Source organism: Helicobacter sp. CaF467b (genome assembly GCF_022664765.1).
Classification (GTDB): Bacteria; Campylobacterota; Campylobacteria; order Campylobacterales; family Helicobacteraceae; genus Helicobacter_D; species Helicobacter_D colisuis.
On the sequence record NZ_JALAIY010000001.1, the window covers coordinates 438,422 to 457,883 of the forward strand.

Sequence of the window (19,462 nt, forward strand, 5' to 3'; positions counted from 1 at the left end):
AACTTTTTATTTTTTTTAGTTTGATTTTACACAGAATAAAGCAAGAGTGCGTTATTGTATCGCCATTTAAATGAATTGGGCAGAAATGGAAAATATTTTAAGGCATATTCCAAAGACAGATAAATTATTAAAGGCAAAGGCTTTAGAAGAGTGTAATGGCGTGTTGCTAAAGAAGATTGTTGTAGAGTTTTTGGCGATTTATCGCAATGATCTTTTGAATGGTGGAGCAATAATGGAGTTTGAGAAGTGTGTGGAGCGTATTAAAGAAATTTATCACAAGCGCACTAATAAGTCTCTTAGAACTTTGGTGAATGCAACTGGAATTATTGTGCATACTAATCTTGGGCGGAGTGTGTTTTCAAATGAGATTTTAGAGGAAGTTAAGCCGCTTTTGTGTGCTTATAATAATTTAGAATATGATCTAAAAGAAGGTGATCGTAGTGAGCGTTACATTCATCTAAAAAATCTTTTTGCTATGCTTTTGGGAGTGGAAGATGTTTTGGTGGTGAATAACAACGCAGCTGCAGTTTTTTTGATTTTTAATACTTTTGCTAAAAATAAAGAAGTGGTTGTTTCAAGGGGTGAGCTAATAGAGATTGGTGGAAGTTTTAGGATTCCTAGGGTTATGGAGGATTCTGGAGCAATACTAAAAGAAGTGGGAACTACTAACAAAACCTATCTTAAAGATTATCAAGAGGCTATTAATTCTAATACTGCTATGCTTTTTAAAGCGCATAAATCCAATTATGAAATTGCAGGTTTTAGCAAGGAAGTTGACTATCAAGAGCTTATTGCTTTAGCGCAAGAGAAAGGATTGTTAGATTATTATGATCTAGGAAGTGGATATTTTGGTTTAAAAGGGCTAGATATTTTAAAAAAATACGAAATGCCTTTGGAAGAAATTGCAAGTTTAAATCCTTCTTTGGTGAGTTTTAGTGGAGATAAGTTGCTTGGTGGCGCACAAGCAGGAATTATTTTTGGCAAGAAATGCTATATTGATCAATTAAAGCAAAATCAACTTTTAAGAATGTTGCGTGTAGATAAATTTACCCTTGCTGCTTTGGAGGCGACTTTGATGGCGTATTTGCAGGGGAAATATGAAAAGATTCCAACTTATAAAATGCTTTTGCAAACTAAAGAAGCTTTAAAAAAGAAAGCAGAAAAGTTATTGGAGCTAATTCAAGAAAGCTTCAAACCTATCATCTTAGAAACAAAGGGCTACAGCGGAGGGGGTGCAATGCCAAATAAAGCCCTAGAGTCTTTTGGAATCGCTCTTAGCTTTAGCGATGAGGAAAAGTTAGAGCAGCTTTTAAGAGAGAGGGGCATCATTGCTAGAGTCGAAAATGGAAAGGTGATTTTAGATGTGATGGCGCTTTTGGAGGGAGATGAAAAGATTATTCAAAAAGCACTTTTGGATATTAAGGAAAGTTATGCAAGATAATTTGATTCTTGGGGTAATGGGACATATTGATCACGGAAAAACGAGTTTGGTGCGTGCATTAAATGGATTTTGGGGTGATGAAAGAAAAGATGAAAAAGAGCGTGGAATCACGCTAGATTTGAGCTTTTCAAATCTAAGTAATGGGGAGAGAAATATTGCTTTTATTGATGTTCCAGGGCATGAAAAATTAGTAAAAAATATGATTGCTGGGGCATTTGGATTGGATTATGGAATGTTGGTCATTGCGGCTAATGATGGCATTATGCCGCAGACTTTGGAGCATTTAAGAATTGCAAGTTTGCTTGGAATTAGTGATTTTGTGGTGGTAATAAGCAAAGTAGATTTAGCAGATAAGGCTGAAATTGTAGCGCTTAAAGAGCAAATCCAGAATCTTTTTAGTCAATTTAATACCTTAAAATATCAAATCTTTGAAGTTTCTCTCTATGATGAAGCAAGTGTGGAGAATCTTAAAGGAGTGCTCTTTGGATTACCTAAAAAGATTCATAGGGATTTGGGATTTTTCCGTTATTATATTGATAGAATCTTTGTGATTAAGGGTAGTGGTTGTGTGGTGAGTGGGACGCTTTTGGATGGTAATCTCACTTGTGATCAAAAGGCGTGGTGTTGCAATCTTGATAGACTTGTGGGCATAAAAAATATTCAATGCCACGGCGAGTTTGTTAATGAAGCTAAAAGTGGGCAGAGGGTAGCTTTAAATCTTAGTGGTGTCTCACATCATGAGCTAAAGCGTGGAGATTTGCTAAGTAAAAAGGGTTATTTGAGGGGATTTGATAGGGTTGAGGTTGCCTTAGAAATGTTTGTAGAAATTCCTCATAATGCTGAAGTTAATTTTTTTATTGGGGCATTAAAAATGCCATGTCGGGTTTTGTTTTTGGATAAAAATTATGCAACTTTGAAGCTTAAAAACCCAATTTATAGTATTTTTAATGAGCGATTTATTTTGCGCGATGATAAACAAACGCTAGGTGGTGGGAGAGTTTTGAGCCCTATTATTGATCCGATGAAAAAATCCCAAAAGCTTGAATTTTTAAAAATGCTAGATAAAGGGAATTTAAAAGGAGCCTTTGAGATTTTACTCCAAGCACATAAAAAAGGTTTTGGGCTTATAAGTGCTTCACAAAGATTTGGAATCTCACAACTTGAAGCATTAAGTATTGCAAAAGAGATTTTACAATGCTTTGTGAGTGAAAAAAATCTAGTTGTGTATCCCAAAAAAGCAGAAGAATTATTAAGAGAAATTATTTTAGTGATTTTACAGAAGAATCCCAATGCGCTTTTGAGCTCTGCTTTACTTTGTCAAAAGCAATCGTGGGTTGCTAATGACTTTGCCCAAAGCTTATTAGATAAGCTTTTAAAAGAGGGTGTTTTGCAAAAAAATGATTCATTTTATGTTTCTCCACAGGCTAAAATTGGAAAAATAGAGGATTATTTATACTGCACTATTTATACGCTACTGCAAAGCCAAGGCTTTGAACCAATGGCACCTTATAATCTTTATGATAGTTTAGATATTGATAGAAAAAGTGGTGATGAGGTGTTTAAAAAGCTAACTAGGGAAAAAAAGATTGTGCGACTTAACCATAAACTTTTTATTTGCACACAAGCTCTAACTCAGCTTTTGGAGGCAATGAGAGAAATTATTAAAAATGAGGGTTATTTGGATTTAAATAATTTTAAGGCACATTTTAATCTTAGTCGAAAATATTTGATTGCTTATTTGGACTATTTAGATAGTTTTGGAGATATTATTAACGCCAATGGGAAAAGGACGCTAAAGTCATGTTAGATTATTTGCAAAACCCACCCATTTATGCTTCTTTAATGCAAAAATTAATAGCGCAAGATCGCCCTAATTATTTGGCTATTACTCCTAGTGCGGGGCAAAAAATAAGTCAAGAAAATAAAGAATTAAGCCATTTTTTGGGCTGTGAGATTACGCGCCCTTTTAGTTTTAATTTGGAGAGTTTTTATTTTTTGCTCTCCAAGCTTAGCCAAAAATACAAAGTCGCTCTTGTGCTTTCTTCTCATCAAATGCTTTATAGTGCCTACCTTGCTTTGCCCAATAAAGAATCAATAATTCCCATAATCCCAGATAAAAAAAGTGGTCAAATTGATATTGAAAACGCCTTAGAAAAAGGGGCGGATTGCTTTTTGATTCCTTATTTAAATGAAGACATTCTTACTTTGAATCTTCATTTAGATGAGATTTTAAAAGATGTTTTTACCCTTTGGGATATTAGCTATGCTTTAGCCTTAGGGTTGCCTTTACCGAAAAATGCAAATTTTTTAATTGCTAATGGAGAAAATTTGGGCTTAATGCGTCCTTTTGGAATTATGGCGGGTAAAGATATTTTGGATTTGGGGTTATATTTAGAGATTGAAAATCTCTATGGAGTATTTTTGGAGGCAATTAGACTTCAAAAAGTTCCCAAAGAAAATCAAGCTCAATTATTCTTTGAGATTCTAAAAAAAGAATTGCAAGAGGATTGTTATTGTTTTTTTGAGACATCTTCTAATACCTTGCCTTTAGGATTAAAGGGGATTAAAGCAAGGAATCTGATTCAAAGTTTGATTTTTGATGATATTTCTTTGATTAATGGGCAAGAGTGTCTTTTTGGATTTGCTAAGCCCTCTTTTGTGCTGCAATTAATGGGGTATAGTGAGAATCAATCAAGAGAACTTTTGAGTTTGAGTTTTAAAGAGAAAATGGATATTAATAGACTAGCACAAAAAATCATTCAAAAATACCGACAAATTAAATCATTACAAGGATAAAAATGCAAGCAGTTTCATTACAAGAAGCAATCAAGATTTTGCAAAAGGCAGGTAGTGGCTTTGCAAAAAATAAAGAATTTTTGGCTTTATTAGAATCACAAGGGAGATTCTTAGCCCAAGAAATTGTGTCTCAAAAGGCGCTCCCAAGTTTTGATAATGCTGCAATGGATGGATATGCCATAAGGTCAGAAGATATGGGAAAGACAGCAAAAATTAAGGCTAGTATTTTTGCGGGGGATTGCAAAGAGGTTGAACTTAAAAGTGGGGAGTGTGCAAAGATTATGACAGGCGCTAAACTTCCTAAAAATGCTGATATAGTTGTGCCTTTTGAAGTTATTGAGGGTGGGTTTAATAATCAAGAGAGTATTACTATACCACAAGAACTTAAGGTAGGGGATAATATTCGCCAAGCTGGTGAAGAAATCCAATTAAATAAAAAAATCTTAGAGATTGGCGATGAGATTGATGAGAATGCTTTAGCACTGCTTGCCTCACAGGGTGTTAGCTATGTAAGTGCATTTAGAGAGCTTAGAATCGGAGTTTTTTCTGGGGGCAATGAACTTAAAGAGCCTTGGGAGTTAGCAGAGGACTATCAAATTTATAATTCTAATACTACAATGATTCTGGGGATTTTAAAAAGTTTTGGTTTTAAGGCAAGTTATGGAGGAATCTCAAAGGATAATAAAGAAGAATTATTGCAAGTTTTAAATATGCCTTTTGATATTATTTTTACCACAGGTGGTGCAAGTAAAGGGGAAGCAGATTTTATGCAAGAAGTGCTTGTGCAAACAGGTGCTGAGATTCTGATTTCTGGTGTGCAGATTAAACCAGGTAAGCCTATTATGGTGGCAAGGCTAGAGAGAAAATTTATTATCGCATTACCAGGGAATCCTTTGGCAGGAGCGGTATTGTTGCGTTTTTTGATTTTACCATTTTTAAGAAATCTTGCTGGGGCTAACGCTCATTTTCCTCAAGCTTTAAGGGTAAAAAATATTGAATCCTTTAAGTTAAAAAAGCGAATGGATGCTATGCTTGGAAGCCTTAGTGTAGATGGATTTTTGCTAACTCAAAAAGGAAAATACACTTCAGGGCAGATTTTGCCACTTTGCCAAAGTAATGCTATCGCACTATTAAGTGAAGAATGCATACAAATAGAAGCAGGAGAGTGGATAAAGGTGTTACCTTATTCAATGATTTGGGGTAAGGTAGAGTGTGATTACATTAATTAAAGAGATTGGAGAATCTTATTAATCACTTCTTGCGGATTTGGAGCTTTGTAAATAGGTCTTCCAACCACTATAAAATCACTCATTGCAGCTTTTGCATCTTGCAAGGTTGCAGTGCGTTTTTGATCTCCGCTTTCTTCACCAAAAGGTCGGATTGCTGGAGTGAGTGTAAGAAAATGAGAATCAATTTTTTCTTTGATGGCTTTTGATTCCAAGCAAGAACAAACCACTCCATTAATCCCTGATTCATAAGCCATTTTGGCAAATTTTAAAACTTGAGTATCTAAATTGCTATGATAAACTTCAAAAAAACTCTCTTGTTGAAAGCTTGTAAGTGCTGTAACTGCCATAATTAAAGGTGGATTTTGGACTTTTTGTAGCCGTTTTGTTATCTCACACATTGCTTCTCTTCCGCTACTTGCGTGAATAGTTACCATATCCACTCCAAGTTTTACAATTTCATCAATGCTATCGCCCATTGTGTTGGGAATGTCATAGAGTTTTAAATCCAAAAAAATCTTAAAATGATTAATGGATTTGATTTGCTCTAAAAACTCTTTTCCATCACGAATAAAACTTCTAAGCCCTACTTTAACCCAGACTTCTTGAGAAGTTTTTAGATTGCTTAAGAGTTCAAGATTGTCTTTTTTGTTTGGCATATCAAGGGCGATACAAAGTTTCATACTTTTCCCTTTTTTGTGGAGTTCTGATTTTTTGCTTTTGGGGTTTTAGATTCTGATTTTTCAGGCTTAGCTAAATCACTTGTAGCTTGTTTAGCCTTTTGCATTGATTCTTGAATGGTATGAATGGGGATTTGCAGATTCTTTGCAATGTTGTCCAAAACCCCATTAATAAATTTTGCCGAAGCCTCATTTCCAAAGGTTTTTGCTAATTCTAGGGCTTCATTAATGGCAATGGCTTTATCAAGATTGTTAAAAGCAATTTCATAAACTCCAAGCCTTAAAATAGCTTTTTCCATATCTCCAATTTTTGAAAAATCCCAACTTTCAAGTTGATGAGCGATGCGTAAATCAAGTGATTCAAGATTTTCAATAACGCCATTAAAAAGTAGATTTGCAAAATCTTTTTGCTTGTTTTTTATTTTGTGTTCTTCAAAGATTTCATCAGCAAATTTAAAAATTGCATCATTTCCACTACTATAAGCATACAAAAGCTGCACAACAACTTCCCTTACATGGCTTCTTGTTGCCATTTATGCTCCAATTTTACGATAAAGATTGATTAATTCAATGAGGCTACTCATTGCCTCAAAGCCCTTATTTCCTGCCTTTGTCCCTGCGCGCTCAATAGCTTGTTCAATGGTATCTGTAGTTAAAACCCCAAAGGTTACAGCAGCTCCATAGCGAATAGTAACATTGGCAATACCTTTAGTGGCTTCAGCACTCACATAATCAAAATGTGGTGTGGATCCTCTTATAATCGCACCCAAACAGCAAACACCATCATAATTGCCTTGAGCAAGAACTTTTTCTAGCACAAAAGGAATCTCAAAAGCACCCGGCACTAAAATGTTTGTAAGGTTTTCATCAATTCCGCCGTGTCTTAAAAAACAATCTTTTGCACCCTCTATTAATCTATCTGTGATAAGATGATTGAAACGACTTGAGATAATTGCAATCTTTTCATCGCCAAGTAATGATAAATCGCCTTCAATAATTTGCATTATAAATCCTTTTTAATAAGATGATCAATTTCAAGTAATTGGTTAGATAATTTGAGTAACTCTTGTGGAGTTAGCATATTTGGTCCATCACTTAGGGCAATTTTTGGATTAGTATGCACTTCAGCAAATAAGCCATCAATCCCAACAGCACTTGCTGCTCTAGCAAGAATGGGAGCAAAGCGAGAATCGCCTCCGCTTTTTCCGCCAGCAGCACCAGGCATTTGCACTGCGTGAGTAGCATCAAAAATCACTGGAGCAAACTCTTTCATAATAACTAAAGAGCGCATATCCACTACCAAATTCCCATAGCCAAAGCTACTACCACGCTCAGTAAGGAGAATCTGATATTTTTGTGATTCTTGATAGGTTGCTTCTTCTCCCCCGCGCGTTTTAATGGCTTTTAGCACAGAATAGCGCATATCAGCAGGATTCATAAATTGTCCCTTTTTGATATTCACAATAGCCTTGCTTTTTGCGACCTCTACAATCAAGTCTGTTTGGCGGCATAAAAAGGCTGGAATCTGTAGAATATCTACGACTTTAGCTGCAAGTTTGACTTGATGGGTTTCGTGAATATCAGTAAGCAGTTTGTAGCCAAATTTTTGCTTGATTTTGGCTAGAGATTCTAGTCCTTTTTCTAAACCTGGTCCTCGATAAGAATCAAGGCTCGTGCGGTTTGCTTTATCAAAACTTGCCTTGAAATAAAAATCAATATCAGGATTTTTTGCAAGTGGTTTAAGCGATTCTGCAATTTCTTCTAAGATTTCATCGTTTTCAATAACGCAAGGTCCAGCAATAAAAATCATTTTTATCCTTTTAGTAAATTAAATTCGTGTTTTTTAAAATCATAGCTATACACTTCGCCACTTTCAATAATATAATGCCAACCATAAATATGCAATGTCCTTGCAAGATACTTTTCCTTGACATTGGGATAAGTAAAAAGATTCATGATTTGTCTTTCGATATTGATTTGTTCGGTTAAATAAGCACGCATAGCTTTATTTTGTGGATTTAAAGCAAGAACTTGTTTTTTAACAGGTTCAATTAGTTTGAGCCAATTTTGGACATTGGGCATTTTAGTGAAATGATCTTCTTCATAAAGTGCCGCACAACCTCCACAATGAGAATGCCCACAAATAATAATATTTTCAACTTTGAGTTCTTCAAGGGCATATTCTATAGCTGAAGTTGTGGCAAGATATTCTTCAGCTTCTCTATAAGGAGGGACAATATTTGCGATATTCCTAACAACAAAGAGTTCGCCTGGGAGAGTGTTTGTAATAAGGTTTGGAACAACTCTTGAATCAGCACAACCCACAAAAAGTGTGTGAGGATTTTGACCTTCTTTGAGATTTTCAAAAAGCTCTTTATAGGCAATAAAATTTTCTTCTTTAAATTTAATTGCACCTTCAAAAAGTGTTTCAATAGAGCTTTGTGCCACTTAAATCCTTTAATTTGACTTGGCTAGATTTTGTGCAAGACTAGGGAGATCCTCTCCTATGCTATAGATATACAAATCCACGCGTCGGTTTTTCGCCCTAAGTTCAGGAATTTTGTTGCTAGCAATTGGAGAAAATTCTCCCTCACCACCACCTAAAACTCTCTCTTTTGAGATGCCCTCAGAGATAATAAGTTGGGCAACATTGACACCTCTAGCAATAGAGAGTTCTAGATTGTCTGCAAAGATGGGATTTTCTCGCATAGGGACATTATCTGTATGTCCAACGGCTTTGATTAATGCTGTTTCTGGGAGTTTATCAAACTCTAGAGTTAGTCTTTTTAAAAAAGCAAGTCCGCTAGAATTAGTTAAAACAGCACTACCACTCTCAAAGAGTAAGGCTTCTGGAATGCGAATAATCATACCCTCTTCAGCTTCTTCAAATTCAACAGCAGGACCATTAGCAAGTTTATTAATTTCGTTGTATTCAGTAATGAGACTTGCAAAGATATTAACCGCATCTTCCATTTCTTCTTGAGGTTTAATAGGAGTTGCAAGAATTGGAGCAGGAGGGTTAATCTGTGTTTTTATCCCATTTTCAAGCACAGCAAAAGTCCCTTCTAAAGAACCGATTGCTTCATCAATTTTTTCAGTGGTAAAAGTAGCCATAGAAAGCAGCAAAATAAAGAAAGTCAAAATGAGTGTAACCATATCACCATAAGTTCCAAGCCATAAAGGAACGCCTTTGGGGCATTCACAGGGAGGACATTTTTCTTTTGCCACTTTCTTTTTTCCTTATTATTTTTATTAAAAAATTTTCTAATTATAGCTAGGTTTTAGTTATAATTTAATTTAATTTTTAAACTAAGTGAGGAATTTTTGCAGACAATTATTGATTTTATTGTGAAGCTTGTTGGTGATTTGGGATATTTTGGAATCTTTTTTATGATGTTTTTGGAGAGTAGTTTTATTCCTTTTCCAAGCGAAGTGGTTATGATTCCTGCTGGGTATTTGGCTTATCAAGGGGAAATGAATTTCTTTGTTGCAGTTTTCTTTGGGATTCTTGGTTCTTTAGCGGGGGCATTGTTGAATTATTATTTGGCATTGTTTTTTGGGAGAGAGATTCTTATTAAGTATGGAAAATATGTTTTTTTTGATGAAGAAACGATGAAAAAAATGGAGGATTTTTTTGCTAAACACGGACATATTTCCACCTTTAGTGGGCGATTGATACCAGTTGTTAGGCAGTATATTTCACTTCCTGCTGGGCTTGGAAAAATGAATTTAGCGATTTTTTGTTTTTATACTTCTTTGGGGGCAGGAATTTGGAGTTTGATTCTTGTGGCTTTAGGGTATTTTTTGGGGCAAAATGAAGATTTGCTTAAAGAGTATTTGCATTGGATTACTTTAGCCTTGGTGATTGGGGTGGCATTTGGAATCGCGATTTATGTGGCTTATCAAAAGAGAAAGTGATTTTTAAACTCTCTTTTGGTATTTAAAATTTATGCCGTTTCTTTGGCAAAAATAATCTCAACGGCTTCAATTAATTGACTAGCAATTTGGGCAATAAAGGCGCTGTCATTGAGAATTGAAGTTCCATTGGTTACGCTGATTTTTTCTTGCGTGATAAGTGCTTCTACATTGTGGAGTGTGTGGTAATCTTTTTCTTTGGGGAGATTTTTGGCATTTTTGAGTTGAGATAGAATGAGATAGGCATTATCATCATTCATTAATTTAAGCTCTTCTACACTTCTTAAAAGCTCTCCTAAATCTTTGCGCATTGTGTTGTATTGTGTGGCTAATGTTTTGTTTGATGAGTTTGAATAAACTTTCATATTGGTTTGGATAATTTTGAGATTCTTTGTGGCTTCAGCGATATTGCGTGAAGCAATTTTAAAAGCAAAGATTTTGGCAAGTTTTTCTTCTTCAGTAACATAGGTTTGTGCTTTTGTGGAAAATTCCATAATCGCATCAAAAAGCACCTTGATTTTACGCTTATAAAGATAGTCTAAATCCACATTTCCACTAAACCACTTTTTGGTTTGTATGATAGTATCAAAAGTTTCTTTTCCGCGAATATCGCTGCGGTTAAATCCGATAGTGTGAGCAATCATTGCATAGGCATTATTATAGAGATGCACACTTTCTTTTTGCAGGGCTTCAATAGCTGTATCAGGATAGCTAACAATGTTTTGATTTAAGAAAAGTGGCGCATCCATATCTCTATCTTTTGGGGCTTTGATTATTTTATCAAGAACAAAGACAATTTGCTTAATAAATAAAGAGATAAATAACACAGCAATAAGATTGAATAAAGTATGAAAAAGTGCCGTTTTTAAGGCAAGATTATCTTGTGGAATCCCTAAATAACCTGCAACTAAATTAACAAGATACACAAAATAAGGGAAAAGTGCAATGACAATAAGCGCTATGGTAAAGTTAAAAATACAATTAGCTATTGCAAGTTTCTTACCTTCAATATTAGTGCTAAAACTTGCGACAACAGCAGTAACAACACCGCCAACGCTTGTGCCTAAAGTAGCTGCAAGAGCATTTTCAAAACCAATTTGCCCACTAAGCAATGCAGATATGATAATAGCTAAAGTTGCGTGACTTGATTGGACAATTCCTGTGATGATTGCTCCAAGTCCTACGAAAATCAAAACACCTTTGAAACCTTCAAAATTAAAGCGAGACAAATCCACAACTTCTTTATAGGTTTCAAAGCCATTTTTAATGTAATCTACACCCAAAAAGAAAAAGCCAATCCCCATAAAGATAAGTCCAAGTCCTTTAAGTAAAGAATCTTTTTGAAAGCCAAGTAATGTCCCACAAACAATAAGTGGAATGGCAAGGATAGAGATATTAATGCTTGTTAATCCAACAATAAGCCAAGAACCAGCGCTATTGCCGAGATTTGCTCCAAAGACGATTCCTATACCTTGAGCTAGAGTGATTAATCCTGCTGAAAGGAAAGAAATTGAAATAATTGAAACAAGCGTGGAAGATTGCATTAAAATGGTAGTAATAACTCCAAAAGTAACGCTCTTAAAACGAGTGTCTGTAGATTTTTTTAGAATCTTTTCTAGCAAACCACCACTAAAGCTTTTAAATCCATTGCTAAGATTTGTCATTCCAATAAGCAAGATCGCAACCCCTGCTAGGATTTTTGCGATTTCAGGAAAAACAATCAAAAGATAAATTAAAGCAATAATAAGCAAAACAAGAGTGTAGCGTCTAAAATTCTGCAATTTGATCCTTTGTTGTAGTCTAAAAGCTAGAATTATAGCAAAGCTTAAGAATTTATGCCAACTAGCCATTTCAATAAAAACTTTTAAAAGTAAAATTATATTAAACTTTTTATTTTTTTCTTAACGAATTTGAACTAGTATATGTTCAAAATCGTTGTCAAAGGATTCTCTAATGGAGCGTGATACAAAGAAAATTTTAATTATTGGTGGAGGTTATGGGGGATTGAAAGTGGCGCTTGGTTTGCAAAGGAAGTTAAAAATTAAGGCAGATATTACCTTAATTAGCAAACACGATTATCATTACCAAACAACTTTGTTACATAAAGTAGCAATAGGAACTCTTGCTGCAAGAAAAGCAAGAATTTATTATCGCAAGATTCTTGATCCTCAAAAAGTAAAATTTATTAAAGATAAAATTATTCAACTTTGCCCCAAAGAAAATAAAGTTATTGGCAATGGTGGAGAGTATTTTTATGATTATTTGGTAATTGGGCTTGGATTTAAGTCAGATAGTTTTGGTATTAAAGGGGTGGAGGAATATACTTATAAGCTTTCAAGTCTTAATCGAGCTTTGAAGCTTTCTAAAAATATTGAAAATAAATTTAAAGATTTTATACACACTAAAAATTCAAAAGATTTGCAAGTGATTGTTTGTGGGAGTGGATTTACTGGGATTGAGTTTGCTGCAGAACTAGCAACACAATTAGATGAATTATGTTTGATTTGTGGAATTGATAGAAAGATTCCAAAGATTACCTGTATTGGGCGATCTCCTCATATTTTGCCGGTATTTAACTCTAAGCTAGTGAGTATCGCAGAGGAAAAATTAAAGAAACTAGGTGTAGAAATTGTCAATAGTGGGAATATTAAAGAAATACAAAAAAATAAAGTTTTGGTAGAAAAAGAGGGAAAAATTATAGAAATTGAAGGCAATACTATTATTTGGAGTGCTGGAGTAAAAGGAAGTGATATAGTCGAAAAATCAGAAATACCAAATAAAAAAGGTCGAATCAAAGTGAATTCACAACTGCAGTGCGAGGAATTTTCAAATATTTATGTGGTAGGAGATTGCGCGATTGCAGCCAATAAAGATGCGATTCATGCGCCAACAGCTCAACTCTCTGCTCAAATGGGAGATTATCTTGCAGAACTTCTTTGTGGGAAGTTAGAAAACAGAGACTTTACAAAGCCTTTTAAATTCAATCATAGGGGAACAGTTTGTTCCATTGGACACACAGATGGAGTGGGAATTGTGTATCATAAAAATGTGAAAGGCGAGTTGGCTGCTTTTATGAAAAATACCATAGAAAATAAATGGCTCTTTAGCATTGGTGGTTTGGAAATGGTATTTAAAAAAGGACAATTTAGATATAGAACTAGCAATTAATTTAAAAAAGTTTCTAGAATCTTTTTTGAATACAAAATAAGATAATTTTTAGAATCATTGTATTTCAAAGTATATTGATAAAAGTGCAAAGCAAGTGGAATTATAAATTATTGGAGAATTTGCACTTCATTTTGGAGTGGGATTTGGTGTTGTTTGAGAACTAAATTTCTTGCTAATTCAATCAATTCTAAAGCTTCATCAAAAGAAGTTTTTCCTAAATTAACTAAAAAATTAGCGTGTTTTGGGCTAAACATTAGCGATTGATTGCGCCCAAAAGCAACTCCCTTTAATCCCACAGATTCAATTAGTCGTCCCGCAAAATCATTGGGCGGATTTTTAAAGCAGCTCCCAAAGCTAGGCTCTTTTGGCTGATTGGATCGCATTTTTGTAAAAAGGCTTACAAGATTAGGGTTAAAACCGCTTTGTTTTTTAAAAATACCTGCAAAAATGAGTGTTTCTATTGTGCTTGAACGATAAGACAGATTAAGAGAATGTGTGGGAATAAATTCGAGCGATTGGGAATTTTTTAGGCTTAAGATTCCAAGCAAGGAGGATTTGATTTCATATTCCTTCAATCCAGCATTCATTTTGATGATTCCACCAATGCTTCCAGGCAACCCACTTAGGATTTCAAAACCTGCTAAATTATGTTTTTTGGCATAGGAGAAAAGCCTTCCGCTTGGAGTGAGTGCGCCCACTTCTAAAAAATCTCCACAATCTTTGATATAAGAAAAATTTTTATCAAGCATAATAAGGTTTTTTGCATTGGGTGAAACAAGGAGATTGTTGGCAGCACCAATAATATTAGGGGTGGTTGTGTGTTGTAATATTTCATAATAATCTTGCGGGTTTTGAATGAGGGAGATTTGTAGAGTAGGTCCAATTTTGATACTGCTATAAACAGAAAAATCAAGGGTTTTTTGAATCATTAAAAAATAAAATTAGGCATCATATTAAAGATTCGTGCTGTGAAATCAATGAGCATATTAAGCATCCACGGCATTGTAAAAATAATAACCACAATAACTGCTAGAATTTTAGGCACAAAGGTTAGCGTCATTTCATTGATTTGTGTTGTAGCTTGAAAAATACTAATAAGCAAACCAACTATCAACCCTACAAGCAACATTGGAAGCGATAAAATGAGTGTAATTTTATATGTTTCAATTGCAAGATTCATAAGTTGCGCTTCCACTTTTGCCCTTTTTTGTTATTTTACTCTATCCCAAACTAGAGAGGCTTTGCCATCTATTTCTTCAACAGCGCACATTCCCATAATGTTATAGCCACAATCAACATAGTGGATTTCACCTGTTACAGCACTTGAAAGTGGTGAGAGTAGATACATTGCAGAATTCCCTACTTCTTCGATGGTAACATTTTTGCCTAAAGGCGCATTGGCTTCATTCCATTTGAGGATAAATTTGAAATCTCCAATTCCACTTGCTGCAAGGGTTCGGATAGGTCCTGCAGAAATAGCATTAACTCTAATTCCTTTTTTGCCTAAATCATGAGCCAAATAGCGCACACTTGATTCTAGAGCTGCTTTTGCTACCCCCATCACATTATAGTGCGCCACATGTTTAACACTTCCTAAATAACTAAGAGTTAAGATTGAAGCATCGGGAGCCAAAACGGGTTCAAGTTCGCGACATAATTCAATAAGAGAATACACTGAAACTTCCATAGCAACATTAAAGGCTTCCTTGCTTGTCTCCAAAAAGCTTCCATCTAAAGCTTCTTTTGGAGCAAATGCAACACTATGCACGAGAAAATCAAGTTTGCCAAAATCTTTTTTAATTTGCTCTCTTAGATTTGCAAAATGTTCTTTTTTGCTTACATCAAGTTCATAAACATATTGCGAATTGCCAATTTCTTCTGCAATAGGCAAAACGCGTTTTTGGATTGCTTCATTCATATAAGTTAGCCCGATTGTCGCCCCTTGAGCCTTACAAGCTTTTGTGATTCCATAGGCAATTGATTTGTTATTAGCCACTCCTACGATTAATCCTTTTTTGCCATTCATTATCATTTTTGCTCCTTAAAGTGAATTTTTCAAGATTTCTAAAAAGCTAGAAATTTCCCAGCTAGAACTACCAACGAGCACACCATCAACACTATCAATTTGAAGAATTTCTTTAACATTGTTAGGTTTAACGCTGCCCCCATATAAAAGCGGAATTTTACCTAATTTTTGCCTTAAATGCGTGTGAATGGTCGTAATTTCTTCTAAACTTGCGCTAATACCAGTCCCAATAGCCCAAATTGGCTCATATGCAAGAGTAAGATTGGGATAGTTTAAATCAATGCCCTCAAGTTGTGAATCTAAAAAGTTAAGAGTGGATTGCAGTCCTTGTTTTTTTATGTCTAGTGATTCTCCGATGCAATAAAAAATTTCAAAATTTTTTTCCTTAAAAAAGGAAAATTTCTTTGCGCACATTGCTTGGGATTCACCTAGGATTTCACGCCTTTCACTATGCCCAATTAAAAGGGTTTGAATCTTAAATTCATTTAATTGCTCTAGTCCTATTTCTCCAGTAAAGGAGCCATTTTCTGTAAAATAGGCATTTTGTGCTCCAATTCTAAAGTGAGTAAAAGAATCTTCAAGCAAAGCTGTAGCAGGAGGAAAGATTGCTATTTTGTGAGGAAAATTTTGTGTTTGCAAAAAATTTTTTAAATTTTCACAAAAGGCTTGTGTGGATTTTCTTGTATGGTTAGTTTTAAAATTGCTTGCAATGATTTTCATTTCTTAATTCCTTGCTATTTTTAAATATTTGATGCGGATTATAACAAATTTCAAAGTTAATCAAAACTATTTAAATTGTATTATAATTTCATAAAGTATGAAATTTTAAAATAAAGACTAAATAAAGCATAAAAAGAAGGGTAGTATGTCATTAACAAAAAAAATAATGGATGAAGTAAAACTGATTTTTACCTGGAATAAGAGCGATAGACTTTGGCAAATGCCTTTTTTTGCAGGACTTGGGGTAGCAATTATTCTATTTGTAGCAACCTACTTCAAACGCCCAGATTTAGGGCTTGTAGCAATTATTGGGGCAAATATTTTTTTGTATGTTCCAGATACCCCTATTTATCATAAAATGATTCTTAGTATGTCTTGCGCTTTTGGAATGATTACGGCTTTTGCTTTGGGGCTTGTGGGGCAAACTTTTCCTTCTTTTATTCCTTTAATTGTATTTGGTGTAACTATGGTTAGCGCCCAAGTAGTGCGTTATTTTAGTATTGGTACTCCTGGATTTTTCTTTTTTACTTTTGCGACTTTGCTTGGTAGTTTTATTCCTTTTAAATTAGAGGATTATTTTATGGCAATAGGACTTGTGGCTATTGGAGCTATGGTGGCTAATGTGATGGTGTTATTGTATTCTCTTAGTGTGATTTATCTTTTTAAGCATAATCCAAAGCCGATTCCAAAAGTGGGCGATTTTGGATTTGGAGTGATTGTTGTAGATCCTATCATTATAGCATTTTTTGTGGCTTTAGCAATGGTGTTGCAAAACATTTTAGAGTTGGAGAAGGGCTATTGGGTTGGAGTGAGTTGCGCAGCAGTTTTAACAGCTATTACCTTTAAACAAATTTGGATTAAGCAAACACAGAGAATCTTAGGAACAATTCTTGGAGTAAGTTTTGCCTATATCCTTTTGCATTTTGAGTTTAGCCCTATAGAGTTTGCACTTTTAATGATGGTTTTAATGTTTTTTGCAGAATTAATCGTGGTGAGAAATTACGCATTGGCGATGGTTTTTTTAACACCTTATTCGACTTATTTGGCAGAAGTTGGGAGTTTTATGAATTACAATCCAGATATGATTATTCAAGCAAGAGTTTTGGATATTATTCTTGGTAGTGTGATTGGGCTTATTGGTGGAGCAGTGATGCACTGGGGAGCTTTGCGTAATGTATTAGAGAGAATTGCATATAAAATTATTTATAAATGGGTGGGAAATGAATAGAGAATATTTGATTTATCTTAAATAAAATTTAAGTGGTATTTATAGTATTGAATTTATTTTTTAAAATCATATTCGCATTTTCTTGATAATTATCTGTTAAAATCTTTGTTTTCAAATTGTTAATTGTAGCGATGCTATAATATGCCAAACATTTGTTTTGCAAGGAGGAGCAATAATGAGACAAAAGATAGTTCCGATGGATAAACAAAGAAATGTTCCAGATAATGAACTCATTGTTTCTAAAACAGATTTAAAAGGGAAGATAACTTATTGCAATGATATTTTTATACAACTTTCGGGTTATAGAGAAAATGAACTTTTAGGCAAGGCGCATAATATTGTTCGCCATGGAGATATGCCGCGTATCATTTTTAAGCTACTTTGGGAAAATATTCAAAATGGTAGAGAAATTGTAGCATATGTAAAGAATCTTGCTAAAGATGGCGCTTATTATTGGGTGATTGCTTATGTTAGTCCCTCTTTTAATGAGAAAGGTGAAATTATAGGATACCATTCTGTGCGATTAAAACCAAAACAAGAAGCAGTTTCAAAAATAGAAAATCTTTATGCACAACTTGTTCAAATAGAAAAAGAAGGCAATTTGGCAAAAAGCCAAGCATTTTTAGAAGAATTTTTAAGAAAACAAGGACTAAACTATGAAGAATACATTTTATCTTTATAATTCATTTCGTTTTATGAGTATAGGTTTTATAGTAATTTTTATTGTTTTGTTTGTTGTAGAGGCATTAAATATACACTTTTTATTGGAATTTGCCATTTTTGTTTTAGGAATAATCTTTTGTGTGGTAGGACTCATTGCAGGCAGTAGGCGTGATAAGTGTATTCAAGATATTGCAACATGTATCAAAGAAATGGCAAAGGGAAATTTAGAAGCTAGAATTGTTAATATTGAAGATAAAAGTGGATTGGGTGAAGTTGCTTGGTCGCTTAATCGCTTAGCAGATCAAATTGAGGTTTTTGTTAAGGGAAGTTATATGACAATTAATGCAGCAAGAGAAGGTAGATATTCAAGAAAACTTCCTACAAGTGGGCTAAGAGGAGTTTTTGTGTATGCGGGGAATTTAATTAATCAAGCCACAGATTCTATGGAAGAAGCAGATAAATTAAACAAAAAGGGGTCAATTGTTAATCAAATTTCAAAAAGGAGTTCAAAAAGCTTGGATGAAGGTTTGAAAATAGTTTCTAATGATCTTAATGTTGTGATTACCGCTATGGATGGCGTTAAAGAACATACTCAAGAGATTTCAAGAGAATCTAAAAGTGGGATTTCAAGCATAGAAACAATTTCAGATAATTTTTCAAATTTAACTGCAACGATGGATCAAACAACAGATGCCTTTGAAGGTTTTGTAAAACGCATTGGGGAAATTGATTCTTTTGTGGCACTTATTAAAGAAATTACAGAACAAACAAACCTTTTAGCGCTTAATGCTGCCATTGAAGCAGCAAGAGCAGGGGAACATGGAAGAGGATTTGCTGTTGTTGCAGATGAGGTGAGAAAATTAGCAGAAAGAGCACAAAAGACAGCTTTAGAGATTTCATCTACAACAAAAATTATTAATCAAGAAATTAATGATATTGCTACATTGGTGGAAAATATTAATGAAATCTCGCATTCTTCTAATGATTTATTAAATAGTTTCCAATCAGTTTTTGCTCAAATGGATTCTAAAGCACAGCATTTACTAGGGGCAATTTTACAGACTCATAAAAATTCATATGTGATGCTTTTAAAGCTTGATTGCATACTTAAAGAATCGGGTGCTTACTCTGCAATCATTACAGGAATGCAGCCCATTATTAAAGATTATTGCGAAATAAATGATGAAAATGGAATTAGCAAAGAAATTTGCAATAGCGTTTATAGTTTTAATAATAGTATTAGGGAGTTTTTGGAATTTGCAACAAAAGAATCAAGTCTAAATAAACCTAAAGAATTAGAGAGATTATGCCAAAGATTTGAAGAAAAAAGCCAAGAAATTTATAAGCAACTAGTGATTATATAAAGGTATTTTTGCAAAGGTGCATTTTAGTTTTTGTGTTGGAAGCTTGTAAATCTCTAAAATTAAATAGTATGTATATTTTATTCTTTAATCAGCTTTTTTTAAACCTCCAAACTAGCTAGAAATTAAAGATAATTTATTTCTAGCTAGTAACTTTTAAAACTTATACTTTATCCCCATATTTCCACTTAAGTAAGTTTCATTTTTAGAATCTACTTTTCCTGCCAAGATTTGTTTA

The 19,462-nt window shown here is 34.1% G+C and carries 20 protein-coding genes; 9 read left to right on the forward strand and 11 right to left on the reverse strand.

Features of this window, described 5'->3' with window-relative positions:
- Positions 1–85 precede the first annotated feature (85 nt).
- The 4 genes from selA to MKD52_RS02275 are packed head-to-tail and all read left to right on the forward strand — an operon-like array spanning position 86 to position 5,466.
- A complete protein-coding gene (gene selA, locus MKD52_RS02260) occupies positions 86–1,441 on the forward strand; it encodes an L-seryl-tRNA(Sec) selenium transferase (protein WP_242099112.1) in 1,356 nt (451 codons plus the stop codon).
- Entirely contained in the window at positions 1,431–3,248 is a 1,818-nt protein-coding gene (gene selB, locus MKD52_RS02265; RefSeq protein WP_242099113.1) for a selenocysteine-specific translation elongation factor, read from the forward strand. The genes selA and selB overlap by 11 nt, the downstream gene beginning before the upstream one ends.
- Entirely contained in the window at positions 3,242–4,237 is a 996-nt protein-coding gene (locus MKD52_RS02270; protein ID WP_242099114.1) for a nitrogen fixation protein NifS, read from the forward strand. The genes selB and MKD52_RS02270 overlap by 7 nt, the downstream gene beginning before the upstream one ends.
- A gap of 2 nt (positions 4,238–4,239) precedes the next feature.
- Positions 4,240–5,466 (forward strand): molybdopterin molybdotransferase MoeA, encoded by a 1,227-nt coding sequence (locus MKD52_RS02275; protein WP_242099115.1) that lies wholly within the window; start codon positions 4,240–4,242, stop codon positions 5,464–5,466.
- On the opposite strand, the gene pyrF is transcribed toward MKD52_RS02275, so the two are convergent.
- Genes pyrF through MKD52_RS08650 form a run of 6 tightly spaced genes read right to left on the reverse strand, consistent with a single transcriptional unit; the run spans position 5,463 to position 9,371 of the window.
- Entirely contained in the window at positions 5,463–6,146 is a 684-nt protein-coding gene (gene pyrF, locus MKD52_RS02280; protein WP_112057107.1) for an orotidine-5'-phosphate decarboxylase, read from the reverse strand. The genes MKD52_RS02275 and pyrF overlap by 4 nt on opposite strands.
- Positions 6,143–6,676, reverse strand: a complete 534-nt coding sequence (gene nusB, locus MKD52_RS02285) for a transcription antitermination factor NusB (RefSeq protein WP_347340905.1) — start codon at positions 6,674–6,676, stop codon at positions 6,143–6,145. The genes pyrF and nusB overlap by 4 nt, the downstream gene beginning before the upstream one ends.
- A complete protein-coding gene (ribH, locus tag MKD52_RS02290) occupies positions 6,677–7,147 on the reverse strand; it encodes a 6,7-dimethyl-8-ribityllumazine synthase (RefSeq protein WP_112057105.1) in 471 nt (156 codons plus the stop codon). It abuts the gene before it with no gap.
- Positions 7,147–7,953: a 3-deoxy-8-phosphooctulonate synthase gene (kdsA, locus tag MKD52_RS02295; RefSeq protein WP_112057104.1), complete on the reverse strand. Its 807-nt coding sequence runs from the start codon at positions 7,951–7,953 to the stop codon at positions 7,147–7,149. The genes ribH and kdsA overlap by 1 nt, the downstream gene beginning before the upstream one ends.
- A gap of 2 nt (positions 7,954–7,955) precedes the next feature.
- Positions 7,956–8,576, reverse strand: coding sequence for a carbonic anhydrase (locus MKD52_RS02300; protein ID WP_181566540.1), 621 nt, complete (start codon positions 8,574–8,576; stop codon positions 7,956–7,958).
- Positions 8,577–8,600: 24 nt separating this feature from the next.
- Positions 8,601–9,371: a flagellar motor protein MotB gene (locus tag MKD52_RS08650; protein WP_242099116.1), complete on the reverse strand. Its 771-nt coding sequence runs from the start codon at positions 9,369–9,371 to the stop codon at positions 8,601–8,603.
- 96 nt (positions 9,372–9,467) lie between these two features.
- Between MKD52_RS08650 and MKD52_RS02310 the strand changes: the two genes are divergently transcribed.
- Complete coding sequence (locus MKD52_RS02310) at positions 9,468–10,061, forward strand: DedA family protein (RefSeq protein ID WP_112057101.1); 594 nt, start codon at positions 9,468–9,470, stop codon at positions 10,059–10,061.
- Between the two features lie 29 nt (positions 10,062–10,090).
- On the opposite strand, the gene MKD52_RS02315 is transcribed toward MKD52_RS02310, so the two are convergent.
- A complete protein-coding gene (locus MKD52_RS02315; protein WP_181566538.1) occupies positions 10,091–11,908 on the reverse strand; it encodes a Na/Pi symporter in 1,818 nt (605 codons plus the stop codon).
- Between the two features lie 103 nt (positions 11,909–12,011).
- Between MKD52_RS02315 and MKD52_RS02320 the strand changes: the two genes are divergently transcribed.
- Positions 12,012–13,226, forward strand: a complete 1,215-nt coding sequence (locus MKD52_RS02320; protein ID WP_242099117.1) for an NAD(P)/FAD-dependent oxidoreductase — start codon at positions 12,012–12,014, stop codon at positions 13,224–13,226.
- A 107-nt stretch (positions 13,227–13,333) separates the two neighbouring features.
- Here the strand turns inward: MKD52_RS02320 and MKD52_RS02325 are convergent, their stop codons facing one another.
- The 4 genes from MKD52_RS02325 to MKD52_RS02340 are packed head-to-tail and all read right to left on the reverse strand — an operon-like array spanning position 13,334 to position 15,972.
- Positions 13,334–14,155, reverse strand: coding sequence for a UDP-N-acetylmuramate dehydrogenase (locus MKD52_RS02325; RefSeq protein ID WP_242099118.1), 822 nt, complete (start codon positions 14,153–14,155; stop codon positions 13,334–13,336).
- On the reverse strand, positions 14,155–14,421 hold the full coding sequence (fliQ, locus tag MKD52_RS02330; RefSeq protein WP_242099119.1) for a flagellar biosynthesis protein FliQ: 267 nt from the start codon (positions 14,419–14,421) through the stop codon (positions 14,155–14,157). The genes MKD52_RS02325 and fliQ overlap by 1 nt, the downstream gene beginning before the upstream one ends.
- A 15-nt stretch (positions 14,422–14,436) precedes the next feature.
- Complete coding sequence (gene fabI, locus MKD52_RS02335) at positions 14,437–15,258, reverse strand: enoyl-ACP reductase FabI (protein ID WP_242099120.1); 822 nt, start codon at positions 15,256–15,258, stop codon at positions 14,437–14,439.
- 9 nt (positions 15,259–15,267) lie between these two features.
- Positions 15,268–15,972, reverse strand: coding sequence for a triose-phosphate isomerase (locus tag MKD52_RS02340; protein ID WP_112057095.1), 705 nt, complete (start codon positions 15,970–15,972; stop codon positions 15,268–15,270).
- 145 nt (positions 15,973–16,117) lie between these two features.
- On the opposite strand from MKD52_RS02340, the gene MKD52_RS02345 reads away from it, so the two are divergent.
- From MKD52_RS02345 to MKD52_RS08565, 3 genes are all read left to right on the forward strand, one after another.
- Positions 16,118–17,200, forward strand: a complete 1,083-nt coding sequence (locus MKD52_RS02345; RefSeq protein ID WP_242099121.1) for an FUSC family protein — start codon at positions 16,118–16,120, stop codon at positions 17,198–17,200.
- Positions 17,201–17,375: 175 nt separating this feature from the next.
- Positions 17,376–17,882, forward strand: a complete 507-nt coding sequence (locus MKD52_RS02350; protein ID WP_112057093.1) for a PAS domain-containing protein — start codon at positions 17,376–17,378, stop codon at positions 17,880–17,882.
- On the forward strand, positions 17,857–19,227 hold the full coding sequence (locus MKD52_RS08565) for a methyl-accepting chemotaxis protein (RefSeq protein WP_277930788.1): 1,371 nt from the start codon (positions 17,857–17,859) through the stop codon (positions 19,225–19,227). The genes MKD52_RS02350 and MKD52_RS08565 overlap by 26 nt, the downstream gene beginning before the upstream one ends.
- The last annotated feature ends 235 nt before the right edge of the window (positions 19,228–19,462 follow it).

Coding starts and splice junctions, on each gene's coding strand:
- selA (WP_242099112.1), top strand. CDS start 86: ATGGAAAATATTTTAAGGCATATTCCAAAGACAGATAAATTATTAAAG.
- selB (WP_242099113.1), top strand. CDS start 1,431: ATGCAAGATAATTTGATTCTTGGGGTAATGGGACATATTGATCACGGA.
- MKD52_RS02270 (WP_242099114.1), top strand. CDS start 3,242: ATGTTAGATTATTTGCAAAACCCACCCATTTATGCTTCTTTAATGCAA.
- MKD52_RS02275 (WP_242099115.1), top strand. CDS start 4,240: ATGCAAGCAGTTTCATTACAAGAAGCAATCAAGATTTTGCAAAAGGCA.
- pyrF (WP_112057107.1), bottom strand. CDS start 6,146: ATGAAACTTTGTATCGCCCTTGATATGCCAAACAAAAAAGACAATCTT.
- nusB (WP_347340905.1), bottom strand. CDS start 6,676: ATGGCAACAAGAAGCCATGTAAGGGAAGTTGTTGTGCAGCTTTTGTAT.
- ribH (WP_112057105.1), bottom strand. CDS start 7,147: ATGCAAATTATTGAAGGCGATTTATCATTACTTGGCGATGAAAAGATT.
- kdsA (WP_112057104.1), bottom strand. CDS start 7,953: ATGATTTTTATTGCTGGACCTTGCGTTATTGAAAACGATGAAATCTTA.
- MKD52_RS02315 (WP_181566538.1), bottom strand. CDS start 11,908: ATGGCTAGTTGGCATAAATTCTTAAGCTTTGCTATAATTCTAGCTTTT.
- MKD52_RS02320 (WP_242099117.1), top strand. CDS start 12,012: ATGGAGCGTGATACAAAGAAAATTTTAATTATTGGTGGAGGTTATGGG.
- MKD52_RS02325 (WP_242099118.1), bottom strand. CDS start 14,155: ATGATTCAAAAAACCCTTGATTTTTCTGTTTATAGCAGTATCAAAATT.
- fabI (WP_242099120.1), bottom strand. CDS start 15,258: ATGATAATGAATGGCAAAAAAGGATTAATCGTAGGAGTGGCTAATAAC.
- MKD52_RS02340 (WP_112057095.1), bottom strand. CDS start 15,972: ATGAAAATCATTGCAAGCAATTTTAAAACTAACCATACAAGAAAATCC.
- MKD52_RS02345 (WP_242099121.1), top strand. CDS start 16,118: ATGTCATTAACAAAAAAAATAATGGATGAAGTAAAACTGATTTTTACC.
- MKD52_RS02350 (WP_112057093.1), top strand. CDS start 17,376: ATGAGACAAAAGATAGTTCCGATGGATAAACAAAGAAATGTTCCAGAT.
- MKD52_RS08565 (WP_277930788.1), top strand. CDS start 17,857: ATGAAGAATACATTTTATCTTTATAATTCATTTCGTTTTATGAGTATA.